This window comes from Cytobacillus oceanisediminis 2691, assembly GCF_007678455.1.
In the GTDB taxonomy this organism is placed as follows: domain Bacteria; phylum Bacillota; class Bacilli; order Bacillales; family Cytobacillaceae; genus Mesobacillus; species Mesobacillus oceanisediminis_A.
Genome location: NZ_VEEP01000001.1, coordinates 470,430 through 493,928, shown reverse-complemented (window position 1 = coordinate 493,928; position 23,499 = coordinate 470,430). Strand labels below are relative to the sequence as shown.

26 protein-coding genes are annotated in these 23,499 nt (G+C 42.1%); 7 read left to right on the top strand and 19 right to left on the bottom strand.

From position 1 onward, the window contains the following. Nucleotides 1-86 precede the first annotated feature (86 nt). Complete coding sequence (gene ytvI / locus FS736_RS02455; protein WP_144474760.1) at nt 87-1,145, top strand: sporulation integral membrane protein YtvI; 1,059 nt, start codon at nt 87-89, stop codon at nt 1,143-1,145. 42 nt (nt 1,146-1,187) lie between these two features. Here ytvI and FS736_RS02450 read toward each other — a convergent pair whose 3' ends face one another. The 8 genes from FS736_RS02450 to cyoE all read right to left on the bottom strand — a co-directional run bounded on the left by FS736_RS02450 (nt 1,188) and on the right by cyoE (nt 9,553). After that, complete coding sequence (locus FS736_RS02450) at nt 1,188-2,366, bottom strand: GNAT family N-acetyltransferase (protein WP_144474759.1); 1,179 nt, start codon at nt 2,364-2,366, stop codon at nt 1,188-1,190. A 533-nt stretch (nt 2,367-2,899) separates the two neighbouring features. Continuing rightward, nucleotides 2,900-3,364, bottom strand: coding sequence for a DUF420 domain-containing protein (locus FS736_RS02445; RefSeq protein WP_144474758.1), 465 nt, complete (start codon nt 3,362-3,364; stop codon nt 2,900-2,902). Nucleotides 3,365-3,510: 146 nt separating this feature from the next. After that, the gene (gene ctaG / locus FS736_RS02440) at nt 3,511-4,422 is read right to left on the bottom strand and encodes a cytochrome c oxidase assembly factor CtaG (RefSeq protein ID WP_144474757.1); all 912 of its coding nucleotides are present in this window, start codon (nt 4,420-4,422) and stop codon (nt 3,511-3,513) included. Nucleotides 4,423-4,580: 158 nt separating this feature from the next. Then, on the bottom strand, nt 4,581-4,916 hold the full coding sequence (gene ctaF, locus FS736_RS02435) for a cytochrome c oxidase subunit IVB (RefSeq protein WP_144474756.1): 336 nt from the start codon (nt 4,914-4,916) through the stop codon (nt 4,581-4,583). A gap of 4 nt (nt 4,917-4,920) precedes the next feature. Continuing rightward, nucleotides 4,921-5,550 (bottom strand): cytochrome (ubi)quinol oxidase subunit III, encoded by a 630-nt coding sequence (locus FS736_RS02430; protein WP_144474755.1) that lies wholly within the window; start codon nt 5,548-5,550, stop codon nt 4,921-4,923. Beyond that, the gene (ctaD, locus tag FS736_RS02425; protein WP_144474754.1) at nt 5,550-7,421 is read right to left on the bottom strand and encodes a cytochrome c oxidase subunit I; all 1,872 of its coding nucleotides are present in this window, start codon (nt 7,419-7,421) and stop codon (nt 5,550-5,552) included. The genes FS736_RS02430 and ctaD overlap by 1 nt, the downstream gene beginning before the upstream one ends. 31 nt (nt 7,422-7,452) lie before the next feature. Further along, on the bottom strand, nt 7,453-8,526 hold the full coding sequence (gene coxB, locus FS736_RS02420; RefSeq protein ID WP_144474753.1) for a cytochrome c oxidase subunit II: 1,074 nt from the start codon (nt 8,524-8,526) through the stop codon (nt 7,453-7,455). A gap of 100 nt (nt 8,527-8,626) precedes the next feature. Further along, nucleotides 8,627-9,553 (bottom strand): heme o synthase, encoded by a 927-nt coding sequence (gene cyoE, locus FS736_RS02415; protein ID WP_144474752.1) that lies wholly within the window; start codon nt 9,551-9,553, stop codon nt 8,627-8,629. 615 nt (nt 9,554-10,168) lie between these two features. Here cyoE and FS736_RS02410 point away from each other — a divergent pair. Beyond that, the gene (locus FS736_RS02410; RefSeq protein WP_144474751.1) at nt 10,169-11,125 is read left to right on the top strand and encodes a COX15/CtaA family protein; all 957 of its coding nucleotides are present in this window, start codon (nt 10,169-10,171) and stop codon (nt 11,123-11,125) included. 38 nt (nt 11,126-11,163) lie between these two features. Here FS736_RS02410 and FS736_RS02405 read toward each other — a convergent pair whose 3' ends face one another. Beyond that, nucleotides 11,164-12,372: an FtsW/RodA/SpoVE family cell cycle protein gene (locus tag FS736_RS02405; protein ID WP_144474750.1), complete on the bottom strand. Its 1,209-nt coding sequence runs from the start codon at nt 12,370-12,372 to the stop codon at nt 11,164-11,166. A gap of 189 nt (nt 12,373-12,561) precedes the next feature. Then, complete coding sequence (locus FS736_RS02400; protein ID WP_144474749.1) at nt 12,562-12,843, bottom strand: Fpa/YlaN family protein; 282 nt, start codon at nt 12,841-12,843, stop codon at nt 12,562-12,564. A 187-nt stretch (nt 12,844-13,030) separates the two neighbouring features. On the opposite strand from FS736_RS02400, the gene FS736_RS02395 reads away from it, so the two are divergent. Next, nucleotides 13,031-13,531 (top strand): molybdopterin-binding protein, encoded by a 501-nt coding sequence (locus FS736_RS02395; RefSeq protein WP_144474748.1) that lies wholly within the window; start codon nt 13,031-13,033, stop codon nt 13,529-13,531. 90 nt (nt 13,532-13,621) lie between these two features. Here FS736_RS02395 and FS736_RS02390 read toward each other — a convergent pair whose 3' ends face one another. Next, complete coding sequence (locus FS736_RS02390; RefSeq protein ID WP_144474747.1) at nt 13,622-14,962, bottom strand: PhoH family protein; 1,341 nt, start codon at nt 14,960-14,962, stop codon at nt 13,622-13,624. Between the two features lie 182 nt (nt 14,963-15,144). Between FS736_RS02390 and FS736_RS02385 the strand changes: the two genes are divergently transcribed. Further along, nucleotides 15,145-15,732, top strand: coding sequence for a YhcN/YlaJ family sporulation lipoprotein (locus FS736_RS02385; protein ID WP_144474746.1), 588 nt, complete (start codon nt 15,145-15,147; stop codon nt 15,730-15,732). Between the two features lie 26 nt (nt 15,733-15,758). Here FS736_RS02385 and FS736_RS02380 read toward each other — a convergent pair whose 3' ends face one another. Next, nucleotides 15,759-16,214 carry a pyridoxamine 5'-phosphate oxidase family protein gene (locus FS736_RS02380; protein ID WP_144474745.1) on the bottom strand — a complete coding sequence of 152 codons (456 nt, stop codon included), beginning with the start codon at nt 16,212-16,214 and terminating at the stop codon, nt 15,759-15,761. 156 nt (nt 16,215-16,370) lie between these two features. Here FS736_RS02380 and FS736_RS02375 point away from each other — a divergent pair, with 156 nt between their 5' ends. Beyond that, nucleotides 16,371-16,571, top strand: coding sequence for a YlaI family protein (locus FS736_RS02375; RefSeq protein WP_144474744.1), 201 nt, complete (start codon nt 16,371-16,373; stop codon nt 16,569-16,571). Nucleotides 16,572-17,509: 938 nt separating this feature from the next. Here FS736_RS02375 and FS736_RS02370 read toward each other — a convergent pair. Genes FS736_RS02370 through typA form a run of 3 tightly spaced genes read right to left on the bottom strand, consistent with a single transcriptional unit; the run spans nt 17,510 to nt 19,984 of the window. Continuing rightward, nucleotides 17,510-17,803, bottom strand: coding sequence for a hypothetical protein (locus FS736_RS02370; protein WP_144474743.1), 294 nt, complete (start codon nt 17,801-17,803; stop codon nt 17,510-17,512). Nucleotides 17,804-17,814: 11 nt separating this feature from the next. Then, nucleotides 17,815-18,129, bottom strand: coding sequence for a YlaH-like family protein (locus FS736_RS02365; protein ID WP_144474742.1), 315 nt, complete (start codon nt 18,127-18,129; stop codon nt 17,815-17,817). 19 nt (nt 18,130-18,148) lie between these two features. Next, complete coding sequence (gene typA, locus FS736_RS02360; protein ID WP_144474741.1) at nt 18,149-19,984, bottom strand: translational GTPase TypA; 1,836 nt, start codon at nt 19,982-19,984, stop codon at nt 18,149-18,151. Between the two features lie 153 nt (nt 19,985-20,137). Between typA and FS736_RS02355 the strand changes: the two genes are divergently transcribed. Continuing rightward, nucleotides 20,138-20,323: a DUF5325 family protein gene (locus FS736_RS02355; protein WP_144474740.1), complete on the top strand. Its 186-nt coding sequence runs from the start codon at nt 20,138-20,140 to the stop codon at nt 20,321-20,323. A 35-nt stretch (nt 20,324-20,358) separates the two neighbouring features. On the opposite strand, the gene FS736_RS02350 is transcribed toward FS736_RS02355, so the two are convergent. The 3 genes from FS736_RS02350 to FS736_RS02340 all read right to left on the bottom strand — a co-directional run bounded on the left by FS736_RS02350 (nt 20,359) and on the right by FS736_RS02340 (nt 22,063). After that, nucleotides 20,359-20,820 carry a GNAT family N-acetyltransferase gene (locus tag FS736_RS02350; protein WP_144474739.1) on the bottom strand — a complete coding sequence of 154 codons (462 nt, stop codon included), beginning with the start codon at nt 20,818-20,820 and terminating at the stop codon, nt 20,359-20,361. Continuing rightward, nucleotides 20,814-21,617 (bottom strand): inositol monophosphatase family protein, encoded by an 804-nt coding sequence (locus tag FS736_RS02345; RefSeq protein WP_144474738.1) that lies wholly within the window; start codon nt 21,615-21,617, stop codon nt 20,814-20,816. Before FS736_RS02345 ends, FS736_RS02350 begins: the two co-directional genes overlap by 7 nt. A 251-nt stretch (nt 21,618-21,868) precedes the next feature. Then, nucleotides 21,869-22,063, bottom strand: coding sequence for a hypothetical protein (locus tag FS736_RS02340; protein WP_144474737.1), 195 nt, complete (start codon nt 22,061-22,063; stop codon nt 21,869-21,871). Between the two features lie 166 nt (nt 22,064-22,229). Here FS736_RS02340 and FS736_RS02335 point away from each other — a divergent pair, with 166 nt between their 5' ends. Continuing rightward, nucleotides 22,230-22,850, top strand: coding sequence for a YktB family protein (locus FS736_RS02335; protein WP_144474736.1), 621 nt, complete (start codon nt 22,230-22,232; stop codon nt 22,848-22,850). A 293-nt stretch (nt 22,851-23,143) separates the two neighbouring features. Here FS736_RS02335 and FS736_RS02330 read toward each other — a convergent pair whose 3' ends face one another. Beyond that, entirely contained in the window at nt 23,144-23,434 is a 291-nt protein-coding gene (locus FS736_RS02330; protein WP_144474735.1) for a UPF0223 family protein, read from the bottom strand. Between the last annotated feature and the right edge of the window lie 65 nt (nt 23,435-23,499).

Genomic DNA, 23,499 nt, shown 5'->3' with positions numbered 1-23,499 from the left:
GGATTTTTAGTGGTTTTTAATGATTTGAACAAAACTGAATATTTGTAGAGGTATATACTCAGCACGAGTATAGAAAGGAGTTCCAATTGTCCGGTATTTTCACGAAAAGAACGATTATTATTGCACTCATCACCATCTTGGTGGCAGCGATTCTTTATATTATCCTTCCGGTATCGATCCCGTTGATCGCTGCATTGATCACTGCCCTATTTCTCGAGCCGGCAGTTGTATACTTCCAGAAAAGGCTGAAGAGCGGAAGGCGCCTGGCTGTTCTCGTCATTTTCCTAATGTTTGTACTGCTTATCGTGGTTGCGGGGTATTTTCTCACGACAACCGCAGTGACAGAGGCAATTGACCTTATTGATAATACTCCTGTCTATATAAATGAAATCACCAATGCCTGGTATAAGGCTGAAAACAGATTTGTAGAAGCTGCAAATGACCTTCCGAGTGAGGTAGTCACTGAAATCAGCAACCGAGCCGAGGATTTCTTAAATAAACTCAAGAATGACATGATCGCTTTCATCAATATAGATAATTTAAAGGCATTGTTGACCTATATTCCGAATTTCCTGATCAGTTTTCTTGTGTATTTGATTGCCTTATTCCTTTTCTTGCTTGAACTTCCATCTCTAAGGAGAAGCGTATATAGTCACTTAACTGAAAGAACAGCTGATAAAGTCCATTTTATGACATCCCGTCTTTCATATGTTGTGTTCGGATTCTTAAAAGCTCAATTTTTAGTCAGTGTAATTATTTTCATTGTTTCCCTGATTGGCTTACTTTTCATCACTCCAAAGTACGCGATTGTAATGTCAGCGATCATCTGGGTTATAGATTTTATCCCGTTGATTGGTTCAATCGTCATACTTGCGCCATGGTCTATTTTCCATCTTGCGACCGGAAATATGGCGTTGGGTACCCAGCTTGCTGTTCTGGCAGTCATCTTATTGATCATCAGGCGTACAGTCGAGCCAAAGGTAATGGGCAGCCAAATCGGACTTTCTCCGCTATCTACACTTATTGCCATGTATCTTGGCCTGAAGCTTTTTGGATTCATGGGCTTTATCATCGGACCGCTTCTGCTGATCGCTTTCAATTCAGCGAAAGAAGCAGGGATCATTAAATTGAAATTTAAAATATAAATAATAAAACCCGGGAAGTCGATTTCCCGGGTTTTATTGTATTTAAAAGAAATCATAAAAGAATGGCTTGAATAACGGAATGATTTTCTCAAGATGTTTAACTTCTTCCAAGTCCCCTTTTATAAGTTCCAGGTCATATAGTTCTTTAGGGCGCTTGTAGCCAAACAATACCGCTGTTAAAGAATTGATGTTCAAATGAAGACCCTTTTTGGGGGCAGTAACACATGAACCGCCTTCTTTCACCGGGTAAAATTTGATCCCTTCCCGGCTTATCAAATAGGTACCAGTATTCCATGGAGCGGCACTATCTTCAAGATGAATGAAAACTTTTCTGTCCGTGTCGCTCGACAAGAACGGATAGCTGGACAGAGCTTTTTCAGCATTGACGACCCTTCCCATAAAATAGGGAGAAATTTCTGTTTTAAGCTTAGGCTCTTTTAAAAAATACGGGAACAGGTCATGGACGGATAACAACACTTCCACTTGGTCCACCATCGAATCATGCTGGCATATGAAGTTCCAAAGACCTTTTCTTGCTTCATTAGTTAAGGAAACGTATTCCTCTACTTTCATGACATTATCCTTAACCTCGTATAAGAGGTATCCTGCTGCCACATTTTCTGAATCGTAATAGACAGCGGCGAATTGGGAACCGTATACACTTGAGTTCCACCAATCAGAATCCCTTGCTAACATTCCGCTGTGCATGCCTGCATATTGCCTGTACACCGTTTCGATATCATTATTGTGAGCCTTCTCTGTATGCCGCTTGATTTTTCCAGGCTGAATATCTACTGGTTTTAAATTGATTTTTTCCACTGTCACTTTCCTGTTATCAGAAATGATTTCCCAGCCAAACCGTCTGTAAAAATCTATTTGGAACGGATGAAGGAAAGAAACTATACTTCCATCTTGATTCATATCTTCCAGCGCTTTTTTCATCAAGGCATTCACATGCCCTTTGCGCCGGTACTCAGGATATGTTGCCACACCAGCGATTCCGCCCATTTTCCACTCTGTTTCTCCCAGCAATACTTTCAGGGAAAGAATATGCAGCTTGGATGCCAGCTCATTTCCTTCCAAAATCCCTAATAAACGATGTTTTTTCAACCTCTCCAGCCTTTTAGGAATATCACTTTCCGGTACTTTATATTGAAAGGCGTACTCTGACAATTTCAGTGATTGCAGGTAATGTTCTGATGTTAAAACTTTTATTTCCATTTAACTAGACCCCCTTTGTACCACTGTATTAGTTCGTCTTCAGGAGGGGAAATACCTGCAAAAGAAAAAAACATTGCTATACACAATGCAATGTTTCATCTTACGGAAGGGTCCTGAGGAACCAGTTAGTCCAAAGCAACCATTTCTAATTGGTATCATTGGATTGGATTATTTTCCGAAAGCATATTCATCACCTCAAGCGTTATATGTATCTATTTTAAAAGAGAGACACTAAGTTGAGGAATCCTGTTGATTGGAGTGGAAGGCGCGTATACTCCTGCTGGATCAGACGGACAGGTGAATCCCCCTCAGACGCCAACGCGGCGAGGAGTCTCAGCGCCGGCCCCAAGGAAGAATTGCTTATGAAAAAGACGGCAGTTGGTCTTTTTCATATTCTTCCAGCGGAAAGCGAAGCGCCTGGAACGGAAATCAACAGCCCCATTCCAGCACAAATAAATAAACTGTAGACAAGCTCGATTTTCACCGAGTTTGTCTACAGTCTGAAACATTGCTATACGCAATGTTTTATTGCCTTATGTTCCAAGAATCGCTTTGATGACTGAAGTAGTTTCCCCGCCCTTATAAAATACATAAAGAAGAAGGTAAACAGCGACACCTGTGATTCCGGTAAAAAACCAGGTAACACTTGTTACTGGTCCAAGTTTCCGATGACGCTCAAGCTTGTTCTTGTATCCTGTGTAAAGTGAGATGATTCCAAGCACTGCACCTATTGTTGCAAGTGTGATATGGAAAATCAAAAACAATGTGTAATAGATTTTGATATCATCCGGTCCGCCAAAAGATGTGTTGCCAATAAAGATAGTCCTTGTAGCGTAAATCACAAAAAAGATGATCGCAAATATGCTGGCTAGAGTCATCGTCTTCCGATGTTGATCAATCTTCCTTTGTTTTATTTGGGCCCAGCCAATTGCCACTGTAATGGCACTGAGTACAATAAAGGTCGTGCTGATCGTAGGCAGAATCGGTAAATTCGACATTTCATTTCCCTCTCAATCATTATTTCTCCATAAGGTTAATTGTAGGTGACATGTCCTTATTTTTCAATCTTTGAGTAGCAGATTCATATTAAAAAACACAAAAAAATAAAAAGCTCCCTTTAAAAAGGAAGCTTTTACATTTCATTTCATTTTAATGGCTGTGGAGCACTGGCAAGATTGATGGCATCCTGTTCAGCCTGGCGTTCTTCTTCATTCCGGAACCACTGGAAGAATGCATATCCCAGGAAAATTCCATACACGATTTCCTGAATGACCTTCATAATTACTCCGCCAAGCTGCTGGTCATGCAAAAGCGAAATAGAACTGAAGGTTTCAGGACCGCTAAGATTCAAGCTGGAAAGGGTCGAAGGCGGAACACATAATTTCAACGCTTCTCCCCATGCATTTGGGTCTGCAAAGGTTGCATACATTGGTGTATCCGCAAATATGATCAGCGCGCAGGCAGGGGTAATCAATACTCCGTCAGCAAAGATATATCCCATCTTTTTTACGCCTGATAATGTTTGATATTCTTCCAATTTATTGACTAACGGCCACCACATGAACATGGCCAGTACAAAAAGCACTGATGTATAGCCTGCATGCAGCCACATATCCGTTTTGACAAAATCAAAAATCAGCGGAATATGGTAAATGGAGAATATTCCATTGAACATGATCAAGGCAATTAGCGGCTTGGTGAAAAAGCGAAACAACGGATCGACTGCCGGCAGGGAAAGGAAGGATCGCCATAGCCAATTAGGCAGTCCGAAAATCAATAGAGGCGGAACGACAAGATAAAGAACAGCCATTTGGATCATGTGCATATAAAAAGTAATATGGGCCATCAAATCGACAGGTGAACCTTTAACGATATACAGTACGATTATGGCTGATGTGAAATAAACAGCCTGTTGTCGTGTAGCCCGAGTCCCTTCTTTAAAACGACCATAGTATTTGTACACAATTAGATAATAAGCAACTAATAGAGCTGCCATCACTAGAAAAAATACCGGGCTCCATAGGGCTCTGAACCCAAATATATCTAGAGTAAGCATCTTTTTTCACCCCGTCCAGTTATAGAACTTTACTCTCATTATACTTCCATTGGTATGCAACATCAACGAAACGACACTTCCATTAAATGCTAATCCAGCGAATATCATAGAAAAAATCGGCTGTGACAGCCGATTTTCCCTTTAAGTCATATTTATGCTTACCACCAGATGATTGTACTGAACGCAAGGATGGTAACTGCGCCTACAAGCACTCCGGAGTATAGGAATAATGAAGGTGCTTCATGTCCTTTGTGACTCATGTGCATGAAATAGTAGAGCTGGAAAATCACTTGCACTACCGCAAGCAAAAGGATGAACGGAACTGTGAACCAGCCAGAAAATCCTTCATATCCAACTGCAACAAAGGCAACAATTGTCAAGAAAATCATCAATGCAAAGGAAACGATTTGGTATCTCATCTCTTCGGCGCTCTTCTTGCGACGATATTCGACGTCTACTCTTGGGTTCCCTGAACTTGGTTGTTGATTAGCCATCAGTTTATCCCACCATTCCCATTAGATATACAACCGTGAAGATGAATACCCATACAACGTCAATGAAGTGCCAGTAAAGGCTGGCTACGTAGAACTTAGGAGCGTTGTACAGATTCAACCCACGTTTGGAGTTACGGATCATCAGTGTAGTGATCCAAAGTAAACCAAATGCCACGTGTCCACCGTGGAAGCCAACAAGCGTGTAGAAGGCTGAGCCAAACGCACTGCTTGTAAACGTATGGTGGAACTCATGTACATAGTGATTAAACTCATAAATTTCAAGCGCAAGGAAGGCTGCACCTAAAGCTACAGTCAATCCAAGCCATAGCTGCATCTTCTTAAAGTTGAAATTCTTCATGTGATACATTGCGTATACACTTGTCAAAGAACTTGTTAAAAGCAGCATTGTCGCTGCAAAAGCAAGCGGTATTTCAAAAATATCTTTTGCCAGTGCATGGTCAGCGCTGGGAACCTTATCTTTCAATGCAAGGTAAGTCGCAAATAAAGTTGCGAACAAAACTGTTTCTCCGCCAAGGAAGAACCAGAAGCCCAAAAATTTGTTCTTTGCTTCGAGGGTTGCTTTTTCAGGCTCGGCAGGCCATGTTTCATATGTGAATTTTTCTTCAGCTTGCATTATGCCTTTACCCCCTTATCATTCTCATCATCCATTAGGTCTTCTTTATGAATATGGAAGCCATGATCATCTTTAATAGAGCGGACGAACATTGCTCCTAATGTTACTGCCATTCCCAATATCAGTACCAGCAAGCCCCAGCTCGTCTCAGCACGGTACATTGCACCAAATGCTGCGATGAAGAGACCAAGCGCGATAACGAAAGGAATGAATGAGTTGTTCGGCATGTGGATATCGCCCAGTGGTTCTGCAGGCGTCATACCCTTCTTGCCTTCCATTTTTTCAAGCCAGTAAGCATCCAAACCACGAACAAGCGGTAGCTGTTTGAAGTTGTAGAATGGCGGCGGTGAAGCGATAGCCCACTCTAGTGTACGGCCATCTCCCCAAGGGTCATTTCCAACCTTTTCGTTTTTAACAGTTGTGATTACTACATTGATCAATAGAACGATAACAGCAACTGCCATGAATGCAGCTCCAATTGAACTGATCAAGTTTCCTGTTTCAAGTCCCTGTCCAGGAAGGAATGTGAAGATACGACGCGGCATACCCATCAATCCCAGGAAGTGCTGGATGAAGAATGTTAAATGGAAACCAATCAGGAATAACCAGAAAGTGATCTTTCCAAGAGTTTCGTTTAGCATTGTACCGAACATTTTCGGCCAGTACAGGTGCGCACCTGCAAATAACGCGAATACTACCCCACCTACGATTACGTAGTGGAAGTGAGCTACTACAAAATAGCTGTCGTGGTACTGATAGTCAGCTGCAGCTGATGCAAGCATGACACCAGTTACACCACCGGCTACGAATGAAGGGATGAATGCTACAGCCCAAAGCATTGGCGTAGTGAACTTGATGCTTCCGCCCCACATCGTGAACAGCCAGTTAAAAATCTTGATTCCAGTAGGCACGGCAATGGCCATAGTCGCTACTGCGAAGATTGCGTTGGCAATTGGTCCAAGACCTGTTGTGAACATATGGTGAGCCCAAACCATGAATCCTAGGAAACCGATCAAAACAGTCGCGAATACCATGGATGAGTAACCGAAAAGACGTTTTCTAGAGAAGATTGCGAATATCTCTGAGAAAATACCGAAAGCCGGTAAAATCAAGATATAAACTTCAGGGTGACCAAAGATCCAGAAAAGGTGTTCCCAGATGATAGTGTTACCACCGTTGGCTACATCAAAGAAGTTAGAACCAAACATGCGGTCAAAAATCAGTAAGAACAAGCCTACAGTCAATGGAGGGAATGCGAACAAAATCAGTGCAGATGTCACGAATGTAGCCCAAGTGAACATCGGCATCCTCATATATGTCATTCCCGGTGCACGCATATTTACGATCGTTACGAGGAAGTTGATCCCCCCGATTAGTGTACCCGCACCTGAAATCTGCAAACCAAGTGCGTAGAAATCGATACCATGTGTTTCAGACGCCATTGATAAAGAAGCGTAAGAAGTCCAACCAGCATCAGGAGCTCCACCCAGGAACCATGAAAGGTTCAGGAATACTCCACCAAAGAAGAATAGCCAGAATCCTAAAGAGTTCAAGAATGGGAACGCAACGTCACGCGCACCAATCTGGAGTGGCATTACAGCATTCATGAATGCAAATACAAGCGGCATCGCTGCAAGGAAGATCATCGTCGTTCCGTGCATCGTCAGGATTTCGTTATAGAACCCTGCGCTAACAAAATCATTATTTGGCACAGCGAGCTGGATACGGATAAATAGCGCTTCAAGCCCTCCAAGAAGGAAGAAGAATCCGCCAGCGATTAGATAAAGGATGGCAATTTTCTTATGGTCAACTGTTGTCAGGTAGTCCCACAATGTTGCGCCGAATCCTTTTTTCTGAGCATAGGTACTCACAGTTTTACCTCCCTTTCAAACATATCCCCTTTTATTTCTGGACTTTCAAGCCCATCAGATACTCTGCCAATGCGTCTAGCTCTTCTGGAGAGAGTTCAGGATACTTTCCAGTCATCTTATTACCTGGCTTATAAGCCTCTGGGTCCTCAAGCCACTTCTTCACATTTTCAGAAGAATGATCAAGAACACCAGCAACACGGGAACGTTCACCGAAGTTAGTCAGGTTAGGACCAACGCGTGCTGCTTCTGGAGCCGTATTTGCAGGAGTTACCGCATGGCATCCAATACAGCTGTTATTGAAGATTTCCTGTCCTTGCTGTGCAGTTGCTGTTTCAGCTTTAACAGGTTCTTTAACTGTTTTCATACTTGATACCCATTGATCGAATTCAGCGCGAGGCATTGCCTTTACTTTGAAGTCCATCAATGCGTGTGAAGGGCCGCATAGCTCAGCACATTTTCCATAGAAAAGGCCGCCAGCTTCATCAGCACCTTTACTGTCGAACTCAAGCCAGAACTTATTGACGTTGTCGGTATTCGTATCCATCTTTCCTCCCGCAGAAGGAATCCAGAATGAGTGCTTAACATCAGAAGCTTTCAGATTAAAGTAAACCTTTTCATCTGTCGGCACTACCAATTCCTGGCTAGTGATGATTTCTTCATTTGGATATTCGAATTCCCACCAATAAAGGTTTGCACGGACATTAACTACTAGAGCATCCGTCTTTCCATCGGCATTTTTCTTTTCCATTGGTGACACATCAGCTAACTTGAACGTTGCAGCCACTGTTGGAACAGCTAGAATTAGAAGCAATAAGATCGGAATAACAGTCCAAAGGATTTCCAGTTTGTGGCTTCCTTCAACCTGCTTTGGAATTTCGTTGTCGTTTTTCCTGCGGAACTTCATGACAACATAAATAAAAATGATTGTGACGATTGCAATTACTCCAACCATAATCGCCGTGCTCAACAACATGAGTTCATACTGGGATTGAGCGACTTCACCTGCTGGTCTTAACGCAGACAAGTATGGCTCTCCACAGCCTGACAAGACTAATGCCATCAATGCGAACAATGATAGCAGACGCCATTTAGCAAGCATCTTCATAGCTTAATTAAACCCCTCTTTCGTAAAAAATCTTATTAATTTGGTTTTAAAATATATGGAAAAATCCTCTCTCATCAAAGAGTGAATCTCCTAACGAAGGTTAGATAAGTGTGACAATTACCATAGCGACAAACATGACCGTTAAGTATTGTAAGGAATATACAAACATCAGTTTTGCCCACTTTATATCATCTTTAAGCTTTTCTAGATAGATTCCCAATACAATCCACCCAATATTCAGGATGGTTGCCAGAACCATGAAAGAGATTCCAAGCTCCTGAAGAAAGAATGGCAGCGGCAATAAAGCCGTGATCCAAAGGTAAATTGATTTCTTTGTCGCCTTGAATCCTTTTACGACAGGAAGCATCGGGACTCCAGCTGCGCGGTATTCTTCTGCCCTTCTCATGGCAAGAGCATAGAAATGCGGCGGCTGCCATACAAAAACGATGGCAAAAAGCATCCAGGCCATGATATCAAGATTTGCGTCAACTGCAGCCCAGCCAATTAATGGCGGTACTGCTCCTGAAATACTTCCGACAATCGTGTTGGAAACATATTTTCTTTTTGACCACAAAGTATATAGAACAACATAACTAAAAACTCCAAACAGCCCGATTACAGCAGCTGTAATGGTAGTAGTAAGCAAAAATCCGGTGCCGATCCCAATCAACAGGAAGCTCATCAATGCCACTTTGCCCGGTTGGACTCTTCCTGTTACAGTTGGACGGTCTTTTGTTCGTTCCATCAAGTGGTCGATATCCCGGTCAATGTAATTATTCAGGCTGCATGAGCCGGCAACGATCAGCGATGAACCGATCAATGTCGCAAGAATCAAATCAATACTGTCCAGGAATCGCGCACCGCTAAAATGAAGCGCAAGCCATAAACCAGTAAAAGTCGTCATTGCATTGGAATTAACAATTCCTACTTTAATCAGTGCCAGAAAGTCTTTCATCATAGTCTTCTCCGCAACTGCAGGCTGTCCGTTCTCCAATACAGCTTCTGATAAAGCTTTTGAATTAGACATCCATATCCTCCTCCATCCCCTTTTCTTCCAAATTCTAGATACGAATTTTTACAAAAAAAAGAAGAGTATTTTCAACTTTATATTCCAGATAGTTTTCACTATTCTCAACGTGTTAAGGCTGTTAAATGTTTGTGTAGAAAAATAAAGCCTTCGTTGTATATTAAATCACACTTCACAACTTTTTTGTGAATTTTTTTTGAACAAAATTTGACTAATTTGTGTCTTACCGCCATTATCCATAAAGTTCATTTTTATTGCAAGGAATTTTGACTAGAATCGAATGTTTATTAAAAGGGTCGTCGGAGAGCTATTATTACATATTCTTGGATAATATTTTCATGAAAGTAAAAAAGCTGGTATGTAGTATGTCATTTTCCCAGGGATGGTACTGCCAAGAGAATTTTACCGATAAAAGGCTTCAATGTCCATCCCGGAGGTTAGTATTGAAAAAAAACCTTATTTTGTGTAGTATCTTAAGTATTGTTTTCTATCCTTTTTCGCCAAACTTCGTTATTATAGGAATAGAATTTTTTATTTTCTACAAGTTTCTTACATTATACATGTCAAGTTTATTATTTGACAACTTATCGAACTTTGAATGAGCAGGTGATGATTATGAATCGTTCCCTAAAGTGGCTTGCTGTTTTGACCACGATTGGGATGCTTTTTGTTTTATTAGGGGGAGCACTGGTTACTAAAACTGATTCCGGAATGGGCTGTGGGAAATCCTGGCCACTATGCAATGGAGAGTTTGTTCCCACCAGCATAACACCGGAATTGGTAATAGAACTGGCCCACCGATTGGTTTCAGGTAGTGTCGGCATCATGGTTCTGGTTTTATCCATTTGGACTTGGAAAACAATCGGACACATCCGTGAAACGAAGTTCCTGGCAGTTTTATCATTTTTCTTTTTGGTTCTTCAGGCTTTGATTGGCGCTGCCGCTGTCGTTTGGGGCCAATCTGATTTTGTTCTCGCGCTTCACTTTGGCATTTCACTCATTTCTTTTGCAGCTGTTCTATTATTGACCATGCTTATTTTTGAGGTAGATAAGAAGTTCGAGGCTGATAAATTAGTGATCGATAAAAGAATGAGGTTCCATATCATCGGACTGGCGGTATATAGCTATATTGTCGTCTATACGGGAGCTCTGGTAAGACATATGAACGCAAGCCTGGTCTGTAAGGACTGGCCATTATGCACGAATGACGGTTCTTTCCTGCCTACAAACCTGTATGAATGGGTTCAGATGGGCCACAGGGCAGCAGCGGGATTCATTTTTATCTGGATTGCCTACGTAACATATATCACCGTAAAACATTACAAACATGAGAGAGTATTATACTGGGGCTGGATCATCTCCATGATACTGGTTTCACTTCAGGTGACCGCGGGTGCGCTGATTATTTATACCAGACTGAATTTGTATATCGCTCTGGCGCACGCATTCTTCATTTCAGTACTGTTTGGTGTGTTCAGCTACTTCATCCTTCTAGTTTCAAGAAGCAAGAAAAATGCCGCAAGAGTAGAGAAACCTACAGCCGCAGACCTTTCTCCGGCCACTGTAAAATAAGAAGCTGCAGCAATCGCTGCAGCTTCTTTTGTTTTATATTACTGCCGGAACTTGAATGCATTCTGGTTGACCATGGCCGGAGAAGGCTTTGGCTGGGATGTCTTGTCCTTTTTATACTTTTCTTCGTAATTAACAAACATTGAAACATTGACGAGAATCCCCGTAGCTATAGCCAGCTGAAGCAATGAAGAGCCACCATAGCTTACAAATGGAAGCGGTACTCCTGTCAATGGAATGACTCCTGAGGCGCCGCCCAGATTGACAAACGACTGGATCCCAATCATGCTCGAAATTCCAATAGCCAGCAAACTTCCAAATGGATCTTTACACTTCAGCGCTATATGGATTCCTTTTAAGACAATGAATCCTAAACTCAGCAGTACAAATCCCACACCAAAGATTCCTAATTCTTCGGAGATTACAGCAATGATGAAGTCGGTATGCGGCTCTGGAAGATATCCAAGCTTTTGTACACTTTCACCTAGCCCAAGCCCTTTCAGCCCTCCTGAGCCAATTGCATAATATGAATTGGCCAAATGATACCCCGTATTTTGTTCATCAGTGAACGGATTGCTGTAGGCAGTAAACCTGCCCATCCTCGTTTCAGAAAAAATCTCACCTTGAAGGAAGATAACAAATGGGGTCAAAAATGCCAGTCCGAACAAAATCAGCTTGGTGATATTTCTCAGGTTCATACCTGAGGAAATGATGATTGTCGCTGCGATCGCGAAAATAATCGCTGCAGTACCGAAGTCTGGCTGGATGGCAACCAGCATACAAACCAGGATTAAATAAACAAGCGGCGGTACTACTCCCTTATTGAATTGGTTTATGTAGGCCTGTTTTTTGGCATATACCGCAGAAAGATAAATAATAACGCTCAATTTGGCGAATTCTGATGGCTGAAGGCTCCTTGCACCAAGTTCAAACCAACTTAACGCATTGTTCGTCACTTTCCCGAATAAAAACAATGCACCAAGCCCCCCGAGGATAAACGTGACCATGGGAAGCAGTAATTTAGTGCTTTTCATCGCTTTATAGGGGAATAATGCTGCAATGATGAACAAGACAGAAGCTACTAACAAATTAAACTTTTGCTTTTGAAAGAAAAAATCACTTGGATAGTCATACCTTTGAATGGCAGTGACCATGCTGGCACTGTAAACCATGACAAGTCCGAACAAACATAAGAGCACTACAGCAATGATCAATGAATAGTCATAGGATTTCAGTATTTTTTTAAACATTGTCTCTTCCCCATCTTCTAAGTTGTTTAATCTATTCTACTATAAGTTGCAATATCCTGCCTTTGTTTAGGAAAAGTTATAAAGAAATGTAATAAAGTCATATCGCTGTTATGTTCAAATGAAATAACTTGATGTGGGTTACACAAAAAAACCCAAACATCCATCCTAGGATTGTTTGAGTTTTTAGGGTTATTTTTTTAACGAAGCTTCATGCAAAATGGAAAGTTCCCTTTCCAATTGGTCAAGAATTACTTTCCCATCTGATTCTTCGATTAAGCCGAGCCTCACTGCAAAGTCTATCTCTCTTGATAATCCAAACATTTGCGTATCTAAAACCTCTTCATAAAGAGGGCATTGAGGCATTGTCAGGTTATCCATTTGCACTTTGATCAGCCTTAAAATTTTATCAGCGTCAGCCTTTAACAAGGCATGGGCTTTTTCCTGATGGTTAATAATCATATCAGACGCCAACTTGATCCCCCCGTTTCCGAGCGATTACCCAATCCTTCTATAAATTTTACCCTTATGCGGACAAAAATGCAAGAATATTAAGGATGCAGAATTAATTGGTTATTGCAATTGGGATAGCTTGAATGACATTACTTCCAAATATCGCTATACTTATTAAATAACATATAAAACAAAGGCGGGAGAAATTATGGAAACTATCATCCCAATTAAAGGAAAAGTTAAATATAAAATCACCTTGGACTCTGGCGTATGGATTTTTGATGACAGAAAAGTGGATTTGAATACATATTTCAATGATGAGAAGGAAAGCGAAGATCATCTTGAAGAATATACAAAGTCGGTATCCAAGCATTGGGACCGCGAAATCATGGAAGGTGCTGTTTATCCGCCGACACTCAAGACTGAAGTGAAATTCGAGAAAGAAAAAGTCCTTACAGGTACATTCGGAATTCCTTTTAAACCATTTCTTGATAATGCTGAACCCGAGCAAGATGCAAAAAAAATTGTCATTGAATACGGTGAAAACAACCAAGCAGTAATTCCTCTTGAACAGGCAGCAGAAATCATACTCGGTTTTTCAAAGGACGGAAAGCCATTAAGGGAAGACGGACCATTGCATGTATACTACAAGGATGGCTCCAATAAGGAACAGCCAATCAAAAATGTAACCGGATTTACTGTCGAATGATATGTAAGATACACGAACGGGCATCCAGCAGGGTGCCCGTTATATTTTTGCTGTAATGCTGACTTTCGCTGCAGGATTTTACAAATGCCTTTACTTTAAGATGTCTGCAGCCAGCTGGGCGAGTGGTGATCTTTCTCCTTTCACGAGCTGTACATGCCCGGAAATCTGCTGATCCTTGAATTTCTCTACAACATAAGTCAATCCGTTATTATAAGCATCCAGATACGGATGGTCGATTTGATCAGGGTCGCCCATCAGGACGATTTTGCTCCTTTCCCCTACCCTTGTGAGGATTGTTTTCACCTCATGTTTGGTCAAGTTCTGGGCTTCATCAATGATGATGAATTGATCCGGGATACTTCTTCCCCTAATATACGTCAATGCTTCGACCTCGATTGAGCCCATTCCCGCCAGGATGGCATCAAGCTCTCCCGGTTTTTTCGTATTGAACAGAAACTCGAGGTTATCATAGATTGGCTGCATCCACGGCCTGAGCTTTTCCTGTTTTTCGCCCGGCAAAAAGCCGAGATCCTTTCCGACAGGTACAATTGGCCGTGCGACAAGCAGCTTCTTAAATATATTCAAATCTTCCGTCTGGAGTAAACCGGTTGCTAAAGCAAGCAATGTTTTACCCGTTCCCGCACGGCCGATCAGTGTGATTAAAGGCATGTCTTGCCGTAAAAGCAATTCCATGGCCATGATTTGCTGAACATTTCTCGGCCGGATTCCCCAGGTATGTTTCCCCTCATGCTCGAATACAAGTTTTTTTACTTTTTTCTTCTTTGTATCGACCATTGCGATGGCCGATGCCGAACTGCCAAGAATGTCCTTCATGATTACAAATTGATTGGGATAAAAAAAGTTTTGTCCCTTTAATTCAGAGAAATCCAGTTCCCCTTTTTCATAAAAACGGTTAAGCACCTCAATTTCAAGATATATTTCAGCATAGCCGGAATAAAGATGATTCATTTCCACAACCCTATCGCTTAGGAAGTCCTCAGCGATCAGTCCTATCGCATCTGCTTTTACGCGGACCAATGCGTCTTTACTGACCAGGATTACCGGGCGCCCGTCTTCCTTTGTTTCTTCTTCAAGACTGAGGTTTTTTGCCACTGCCAGGATGCGGTTGTCATTAGTTTTTTCAACGAAGATTTCCTGAAGCTGATGGAATGAACGATGGTTTAACTCAATCCTGAGTGTCCCCCCGCCTTCCAGATTGATTTTCTCATGCAGTTTCCCTGTTTCCCTCATTCCGTCTATAAGCCTTGAAACCTGGCGTGCATTACGCCCAATTTCATCCATATACCTTTTCTTTGAATCCACTTCCTCCAGAACTACAGCAGGTATGACAACTTCATTGTCTTGAAAGGAAAAGATTGCGTGCGGATCCTGTAATAAGACGTTTGTATCCAGTACATATATTTTACTCAAATTGATGCCTCCCGCCTTCTTGATCTCGGCTCTGGCCAACTTGGCAGCCTTGGCCGGGACTTTGGTAAAATATATGACTTTCTGAATAAAGATAGAAGATATTTTGCACAATAACCTTTGAGCATTTCTTTTTTTATATAACGATTGATGGTTTTTATAGAATAAATATCCGGAGGGATTTAATGATGATAAGATTGGTTGCTGCTATCTCGTTTATTTTTCTATTGACTGCATGTACTGGACAAAACAGCGCAAATGATAATGACAAAAACCATAAGGTCAAGGTGCAGAATAGTACGATTCAAGGGGTCGACCGCCAATCCGGACAGAAAATTTCCCGTCATCTGGTGAATTTGACAACACATATTCCGAATGTTGATGATGCTGCAGCGGTAGTGATTGGCCGTTATGCTATTGTCGGAATCGACGTAAACGATAACATGGAGCGATCCGAAGTAGATACAGTTAAATATACAGTCGCCGAGGCTCTAAAAAAAGATCCGCATGGTGCCAATGCCGTAGTCGTGGCAGATCCGGATATTACTGCAAGGTTAAAGGAAATCGGAAAGGATATCCAAAATGGACAGCCTATCGTAGGAATCCTGAATGAGCTGGCGGATATAACAGGAAGGGTCATGCCCGAGGTTCCGGCAGACATGATCGAACCGCAAACGGAGAGTCCGACGGAGGATCCAAAAAAGAATCTAAATCAGGGTGAGAAAAGACAGCTGGAGAAAGATCAGGAGCAACAGTCGAACTATCATAAATAGGGCGCAAAAAAAGCTTAGTCAATTGACTAAGCTTTTCTCATGGCATCCATTACTTGCTTATCGAGACGCGCTGCGGCGTCCTTATCATATGTCTTGTCATATTGAGGTTCTGCAACAATTTTCGAACCATAAAACATGACGTCCCGGACTTCGCTGATTCTGATTTCAACTAACGCCAGCTTTAACGGTACCCCTTCAAGCTTTTCCTGCTTGACACTTGCCGTTCCGCTGATTGAATATGTAGATTCATTAGCAATCAGATTGATGACTGCCTTGTCATTGCTTTTAATGTTCTCGATGATTCGAGAGCGGTTATCTACCGCGAAATAAATGATCTCTTCGTCTTTAGCAAGCACCCATGATATTGCGCTGACATTTGGTCCGCCGGTCTCATGATCCACTGTCGCCAAGGTGACAAAACGCTCTTTTTGAAGTTCATCAACCAATGGTTTAATTAGCTTTGGTTCCACTTGATTTGCCATATTCACCCTCCTTAAACTATCATAATAGTACTACGAACCGTTATTTTGGGGCAAATCAAACGATTCCCCTTTTTCCGGCTTTAAACAATGATATACTATAATATAATCCAAACTCAAATTGTCTATGTAAGCTAATTATTGATAAGAGGTGCAAGAATGAGAGTCAAATGTGTATTATGCGACAAAATCGAAAATATAAACAGTGATACCCTTCAGGCGAAAAGGCTCCGAAACCGCCCGATCCATACATATATGTGTGAAGCATGCAATGAGCGGATTGCCGAAAAAACGAACAACCGGATTGCGACCGGGAATTTCAAATTATATCGCAGCCGTGTTGAGAAAGATGACTGGTGATTAGTTATTGATATTTAAATGGTGCCTTCAAAGATTAAGTTTTGGTCTGGTACTGACAGCTTTTTTAGCTTGTGACTTAACCTGTCTTAATTCAGACGGTATTTTGACAGGTTTTAGGCCTCATTGCTCGAACCTGTCAAAATTAAAAGCTTTTTTTGACAACTTTCAGGCTTCCTGGCTCGTACCTGTCAAAATCAAGAGGGTTTTTTGACAGCTTTTATGCTTCATGGCTCAAACCTGTCAAAATCAAGAGGGTTTCTTGACAACTTTTCCGCCTCACCCCTCAAACCTGTCAAAATCACGAGGGTTTCTTGACAACTTTTCCGTCTCACCCCTCAAACCTGTCAAAATCACGAGGGTTTCTTGACAACTTTTCCGCCTCACCCCTCAAACCTGTCAAAATCAAGAGGGTTTCTTGACAACTTTTCCGCCTCACCCCTCAAACCTGTCAAAATCAAGAGGGTTTTTTGACAGCTTTTCCGCCTCGGCCCTCGAACCTGTCAAAATCACGAGGGTTTCTTGACAACTTTTCCGCCTCACCCCTCAAACCTGTCAAAATCAAGAGGGTTTCTTGACAACTTTTCCGCCTCCCCCCCTCGAACCTGTCAAAATCAAGAGGGTTTTTTGACACCTTTCCCGCCTCGTCCCTTGAACCTGTCAAAATCACGAGGGTTTTTTGACAGCTTTTCCGCCTCACCCCTCGAACCTGTCAAAATCAAGAGGGTTTTTTGACAGCTTTCCCGCCTCACCCCTCAAACCTGTCAAAATCAAGAGGGTTTTTTGACAACTTTTCCGCCTCATACCATAAACCTGTCTGAATCCAGGGCTTTTTTTTGACAGCCTTCGGTTGCTTTCACGTCGAACCTGTCTGAATCCAATTCCCACTTAGAAATGCCAATTCCTAATATAAAAAATCCGCCCATCGCTGGGCGGATTTTTTAGTCTTCTTCTGGATAGTTCACGTATTTGTCTGGTTCCTGCCTGATTTGGTCTAGCATGATTTCGATCAGGTCTCGCGGGAATCGGTATTCTTTTGAGTTACCTTCCTGCACGACCGTGACATAATACATCAATGCGTCCCGTTTTAGTTCTTTTGATTCAACTTTATGTTCATCTGCAAGAATTTGCTCGAACAATTGAGTTGTATCTGCTGCTGCTGTATCTTCTGGCCGTGCGTCGCTGACGATTTTAATGGTCAGCCAATTATAAATTGCATCCTGGAGTGACTTCATTTCCCCAACTCCTATTTGACATTTGCTTCTGCTTTTTTATGCTGGCGCAGCCTGAGCTTGTAAATGATCAGGATGAGTGCAGCGACCACAAGCCCTTCCGCGATGGGAAGGAAAATAGCAAGGAAGGTCAGGACTGTAGAGCCCAGTAATAGAAATACATAGATGATGATACTCTTCAGCACTGGCAGCTTCTGTGCAAACCCTAGTTTGTAGACCAGGATGCTCAAAGCGGCAATTGTGAGATACAGCATCCACATACCAACCGTCGGATTCTCATCTACCCTGAATAATGCTGCAAAAAATGATAATCTCTGGCTTACATCCATACTTCTTCCCCCTACTTAATTAAGCCTCAGCAAATTTCTTCTTTTTAGCCTGTCTTTCACGCTCGTTCTTATCAAGAATCTTCTTGCGGAGTCTGATCGATTCTGGTGTTACTTCGCAATACTCATCATCGTTCAAGTATTCTAATGATTCTTCAAGAGTCATGATTCTTGGTTTCTTGATGACAGAAGTCTGGTCCTTATTTGCAGAACGAATATTCGTTGCTGCCTTTACCTTCGTGATATTTACAGTGATATCATTTTCACGAGTGTGCTCGCCGACAATCATGCCTTCATAAATTTCAGTACCTGGCTCAACGAAGATCGTTCCTCGGTCTTCTACCTGCATGATACCATAAGTTGATGACTTTCCGGATTCCATTGAAACCAGAACGCCCTGGCGGCGTCCGCCTACCTGGCCTTGAAGCATTGGCTGATAGCTGTCGAATGTATGGTTAATGATACCATACCCGCGAGTCAATGTTAAAAATTCTGTTGTATATCCGATAAGTCCGCGTGCTGGTACGTTGAAGATCAATCGAACCTGGCCGCTTCCATTGTTAATCATATCGAGCATTTCGCCTTTACGAGCACCGATAGATTCCATGATTGAACCAGTATGTTCTTCAGGAACATCGATTTGAACGCGTTCAACCGGTTCACATCTTACTCCATCAATTTCACTTACAATAACTTCAGGTTTAGAAACTTGAAGCTCATAGCCTTCGCGGCGCATGTTTTCGATCAAAATAGACAAGTGGAGTTCCCCACGGCCTGAAACGATCCAGGCATCTGGTGAATCAGTATTGTCTACTCTTAGACTTACGTCAGTTTGAAGCTGTGCACGAAGTCTTTCTTCGATTTTCCTCGCAGTCAGGTATTTACCCTCACGGCCTGCGAATGGGCTGTTGTTGACCAGGAATGTCATTTGAAGTGTCGGCTCATCAATACGTAAAACCGGCAGCGGATCCTGGTTATCGAATGGACATACAGTTTCACCGACATTGATGTCTTCCATACCAGATAAAGCAATTAGGTCACCCGCATATGCTTCCTGGATTTCCTGGCGCTTCAGTCCGAAGAATCCAAAGATCTTTGTTACCCTGAATTGTTTTACTGAACCGTCAAGCTTCATTAATGCTACCTGCTGGCCAACCTTCATTGTTCCACGGAATACACGGCCGATTCCGATTCTGCCAACATAATCATTATAGTCAAGAAGAGCAACCTGGAATTGAAGAGGCTCTTCACGGTTATCAATTGGTGCAGGAATATGGTCAATGATTGACTCGTACAATACCTGCATGTTTTCATCCTGTTTTTCTGGATCCAAGCTTGCAGTTCCGTTGATACCAGATGCGTATACAACAGGGAACTCAAGCTGATCTTCATCTGCACCAAGTTCGATGAATAAGTCAAGGACTTCATCAACAACCTCAGAAGGGCGAGCAAAGTCGCGGTCAATCTTATTAACCACAACGATTGGTGTTAAATGCTGTTCAAGAGCCTTCTTTAAAACAAAGCGTGTTTGCGGCATGCAGCCTTCATAAGCATCTACAACCAGCAATACGCCGTCAACCATTTTCATGATACGCTCAACCTCGCCGCCAAAGTCAGCATGGCCTGGAGTATCAAGAATATTAATTCGTGTATCTTTATAAGAAATAGCTGTATTTTTCGCGAGGATTGTAATTCCTCGTTCTCTTTCCAAATCGTTTGAATCCATTGCGCGCTCTTCCACATGTTCATTGATACGGAATGTGCCTGATTGCTTCAGAAGCTGGTCAACCAAAGTCGTTTTACCGTGGTCAACGTGGGCAATGATCGCTATATTTCTAATATCTTCTCTTAATTTCAAAAAAGTCACCCTGCCTTTAATATCGTAATTTATCTTTTGGCTTTTTACACAACTTACATATTATAACACAATTAGAGTAGAAACCTAAAAGCATTTTAATGTACAATTAAATATATTATTATTTTCACCAAATGTCGAATGGGAGGAATCAACTTGAAGCAGATAAAATGGCCATTATTATTTTTCGCATTTGCAGCCGCTTCATGCATGATCGGCATCGGTATCGCCATCGGTGAACGAAGTGCTGCCGGCGCTATCGCATGTATCATCGCCCTTGTGTTTGTTATGGGATTCGGTTTTAAGAAAAAAAAGAAGATGAGAGAAGCAGGAGAGCTTTAATTTGAAAAATAAAACCGGCTGGAATTTCCAGCCGGTCATCCAAGAGGGCGGACCATGATCAAAAAGGTCTCGCCCTCATTTTCTTCTGTTTTGAATTGTTCAAAACCGCAATCCGTCAAAAAGTTGGACCATTCATATTCATCAATTGGAACAGCGGCAAACAGAGCCTTGTGCCCGCTTGCCTTAAATTTAGCTGAAAGCCTGTCCATGATGGACGAAGCAATTCCTCTCCGCCGTTCATCTGCTTTTACCAGGATCGTACCCAGCCATGGCTTTTGATTGGAAGGAGCATATTCCAGATGGTAGGTAACAGAAACAGGTATGCCCCCTTTTTCCCAGACTCTCCATTCACCAGACAGCCTCTCATATTGCTTCAGGTAGCCAGGCAGATCCAGATCTTTCAATTCATTTTCCATCCATTTCCGGCTCGATTCCGCAAGTTCCTGTAAAAAGCCTGAATCTGAACTTAAAAATGGACGCCAGGCGAGGTTCACCATTTTCCATCCTTAAGATAGTTTCGTAAAATATCACCATGCAGGCCAGGTTTCGAAACAAACAAGGAGTTCTGCTTCAGCATATCAAATTCTTTTCCCCTGAGATCCGTCGCCTCTCCGCCAAGCTCCTTGATCATGATGATTCCCGCTGCAATATCCCATGGTGCCAGCCTTGGTGTCATATAAGCGTCGATCCTGCCGGTAGCGACATAGACCATTTCCATTGCCGCTGAACCATAAGACCGTGTTCCTCTTACATCTTTAACGAGAGGAATCAGCAATTGATGGTCGATCCGCTTATTTGGAGCGACCCAGGTAGCATTAAGGGCGATGATTGATTCACTGACCTTCGCTTCCGTAAGTTTAGGAATCGACTTTTCGTTTAAATATACTCCATTGCCCTTTATGCAATGGTACAGTTCATCATGTACGACATCATAAATGAGACCGATCATTCCTTCACCATCAATATAAATCCCTATGGAGATCGCGAAGTTCCGCTGCTGATGGACAAAATTCATCGTTCCATCAATTGGGTCTATAATCCATACTACTCCTGATAGTCCGGTTACTTCATCCCCATAGCCTTCTTCACCCATGATTTTATGGTCAGGGTACGTCCCTTTGATTTTTTTTATGAAATATTGCTCTGTCGCTTGGTCTATATCCGTAACAAGATCATTCGGATTGGATTTCGAGGTCACATTCAATGTGTTTGGGAACGAAGCCCTGATATTCTCTCCGGCCTCTTTCACCCATTTTTTCGCATATGTATCCATTTCTTTCAGGTTATAGTTCATTCAGTTTTCCCCCGTTCCAATATTTTTTACTATTTGAGGAATCTACCTTAGCTTATCGGATTTCCTTCATTCCCATCAAGTATTAGGATTTCCCTTGTCAAGTGGATAACATGCAAGACTCGGAACGATGTTCGGAAACATAAGAAACGAACTCCATCTGCATTACAGGAGTTCGTCATGGGTCTTGATTGCCGCAGTATTCCGTTTGTTTAAGCATTGGCCGACTTCTTCTTTCAATTTACGTTTCCTGCTTACAAAGCCTTTAAACGTAATAGTTCCTGTCGGATTCTTTCAAGCTTCTGTTTGCATTCTTTCATTTTCGGTTTATCTGAGTCAGTCATTGCATCGAAAAGGGTGGCTAATTCATAATCCATTTCCAATCGCAGTACAGCCGTTCTCTGCAGTTCGCCATTTTTCTTTCTCGTTGAATTTATAAGTTGTTTCATTTATTTACACTCCTCTATTAAATTCTATTTTTTATCCATTGTATGAAGTTCCAACTGCCTGTGGTACAAATATGTGCGTTTACCCAGGTCTCCGAAAAGGCCTGCCGCTTCTATTTTCCATAAGCTTTTGCTACAATATTTGACAAAGTACTAGGAGGTTTTTATATTGTCATTTCAAGGATTCGAAAAAGCAGATTTCGATGTTTTTAAAATTGACGGTCTCGATGAACGAATGGAGGCCTTAAAATCCCAGATCCGCCCCAAGCTGGAACAACTGGGCCATCACTTCGCCCCAACGCTTTCAAATATTGCCGGTGAGGAAATGCATTATCATGTCGCCAAACATGCAAGGAGAATGAAGAACCCACCTAAGGATACTTGGGTCGCTTTTGCCAGCAATCCAAGAGGATATAAAATGCTGCCACATTTCCAGATTGGCCTCTGGGAAACTCACGTCTTCATCTGGTTCGCCGTAATTTACGAAGCACCTGAAAAGGAATCAATCGGGAATAAACTTGAAAAGGATCTTGATTCAATTTTTGCCCGTACTCCCAAAAACTTCTTTTGGTCAGGCGATCATATGAAGCCAGAAGCCACTATGCATGGTGAGCTTTCCAAAGAAGATCTTCTGTCGATGTTCAAGCGTCTCCAAACTGTTAAAAAAGCTGAAATCCTTTGCGGATTGAACATTCCTCGCGAGGAAGCCGTCAAGATTAGCGGTGAAGAAATGCTTTCGAAAATAGAGTTTGTATTTAAAGAAACATTACCCCTATATAAAATGGCTTAAACCATGAAATGCGTAGGCGACTGCCCTATTCCGACAAGCGCTGGAGGGCCTGACAGTGAAGTCGTTCTTTGACTTCATTGGCAGCACCGAAACCGAAAAGTATAGCCGACTGTCCAGAAACGCAGAAACTGGAGACTCCGACAAAGAAGCGCTTTTTTCTTCTGCCGGCGGAGTTGAAGTTTCGGAGTTTCTAGGAGGTGCCACTAGACAAGCGTCTCGAGGAATTAGGAGCCGGAGCTGGACAATAAGAAAGAGCCCATTTTTACTTGGGCTCTTTCTTGGATTTCAACAGTTTATCTTTTAGTCTTTTTCGGAGCGACTTTAATCTTTTCGCCGGTCCCTGTTTGTTTGATTTCTTTTACTGCCTGGTAAGAAACATACCCGCTTACTTCTTCAAATTCATTGAAGAGTGTCTTTTCCTCAGCTTTTCCCGGAACAATCTCTTTAAAGCGTCTATAAGCCTGAAGCAGAGTGTCGCGATCAATCCCTTTTTCATGAGCTTTTTCAATGCACTCGTAAAAATGGATGACATCGACAATTTCATCGGTCGACCATCTGTAGTCAATTGGATATTGGTATTCCATCTGTGCTCACCTGCTTTTTTTGCTGTGCGCAGGAAAACTTCCCTTTGCACCCTTATTATGTTAAT

Bases quoted from the DNA above. Each gene is read 5' to 3' on its own strand.
- FS736_RS02370 (WP_144474743.1), bottom strand. From the start codon at position 17,803: ATGAAGTCACTCCAGGATGCAATTTATAATTGGCTGACCATTAAAATC.
- ctaF (WP_144474756.1), bottom strand. From the start codon at position 4,916: ATGGCTAATCAACAACCAAGTTCAGGGAACCCAAGAGTAGACGTCGAA.
- FS736_RS02405 (WP_144474750.1), bottom strand. From the start codon at position 12,372: ATGTTTAAAAAAATACTGAAATCCTATGACTATTCATTGATCATTGCT.
- FS736_RS02340 (WP_144474737.1), bottom strand. From the start codon at position 22,063: ATGAAACAACTTATAAATTCAACGAGAAAGAAAAATGGCGAACTGCAG.
- cyoE (WP_144474752.1), bottom strand. From the start codon at position 9,553: ATGTCTAATTCAAAAGCTTTATCAGAAGCTGTATTGGAGAACGGACAG.
- FS736_RS02395 (WP_144474748.1), top strand. From the start codon at position 13,031: ATGGAAACTATCATCCCAATTAAAGGAAAAGTTAAATATAAAATCACC.
- FS736_RS02430 (WP_144474755.1), bottom strand. From the start codon at position 5,550: ATGCAAGCTGAAGAAAAATTCACATATGAAACATGGCCTGCCGAGCCT.
- ctaG (WP_144474757.1), bottom strand. From the start codon at position 4,422: ATGCTTACTCTAGATATATTTGGGTTCAGAGCCCTATGGAGCCCGGTA.
- FS736_RS02380 (WP_144474745.1), bottom strand. From the start codon at position 16,214: ATGGCAAATCAAGTGGAACCAAAGCTAATTAAACCATTGGTTGATGAA.
- FS736_RS02450 (WP_144474759.1), bottom strand. From the start codon at position 2,366: ATGGAAATAAAAGTTTTAACATCAGAACATTACCTGCAATCACTGAAA.
- FS736_RS02385 (WP_144474746.1), top strand. From the start codon at position 15,145: ATGATGATAAGATTGGTTGCTGCTATCTCGTTTATTTTTCTATTGACT.
- FS736_RS02365 (WP_144474742.1), bottom strand. From the start codon at position 18,129: ATGGATGTAAGCCAGAGATTATCATTTTTTGCAGCATTATTCAGGGTA.
- FS736_RS02410 (WP_144474751.1), top strand. From the start codon at position 10,169: ATGAATCGTTCCCTAAAGTGGCTTGCTGTTTTGACCACGATTGGGATG.
- FS736_RS02345 (WP_144474738.1), bottom strand. From the start codon at position 21,617: ATGAACTATAACCTGAAAGAAATGGATACATATGCGAAAAAATGGGTG.
- FS736_RS02330 (WP_144474735.1), bottom strand. From the start codon at position 23,434: ATGGAATACCAATATCCAATTGACTACAGATGGTCGACCGATGAAATT.
- FS736_RS02445 (WP_144474758.1), bottom strand. From the start codon at position 3,364: ATGTCGAATTTACCGATTCTGCCTACGATCAGCACGACCTTTATTGTA.
- FS736_RS02350 (WP_144474739.1), bottom strand. From the start codon at position 20,820: ATGGTGAACCTCGCCTGGCGTCCATTTTTAAGTTCAGATTCAGGCTTT.
- FS736_RS02375 (WP_144474744.1), top strand. From the start codon at position 16,371: ATGAGAGTCAAATGTGTATTATGCGACAAAATCGAAAATATAAACAGT.
- coxB (WP_144474753.1), bottom strand. From the start codon at position 8,526: ATGAAGATGCTTGCTAAATGGCGTCTGCTATCATTGTTCGCATTGATG.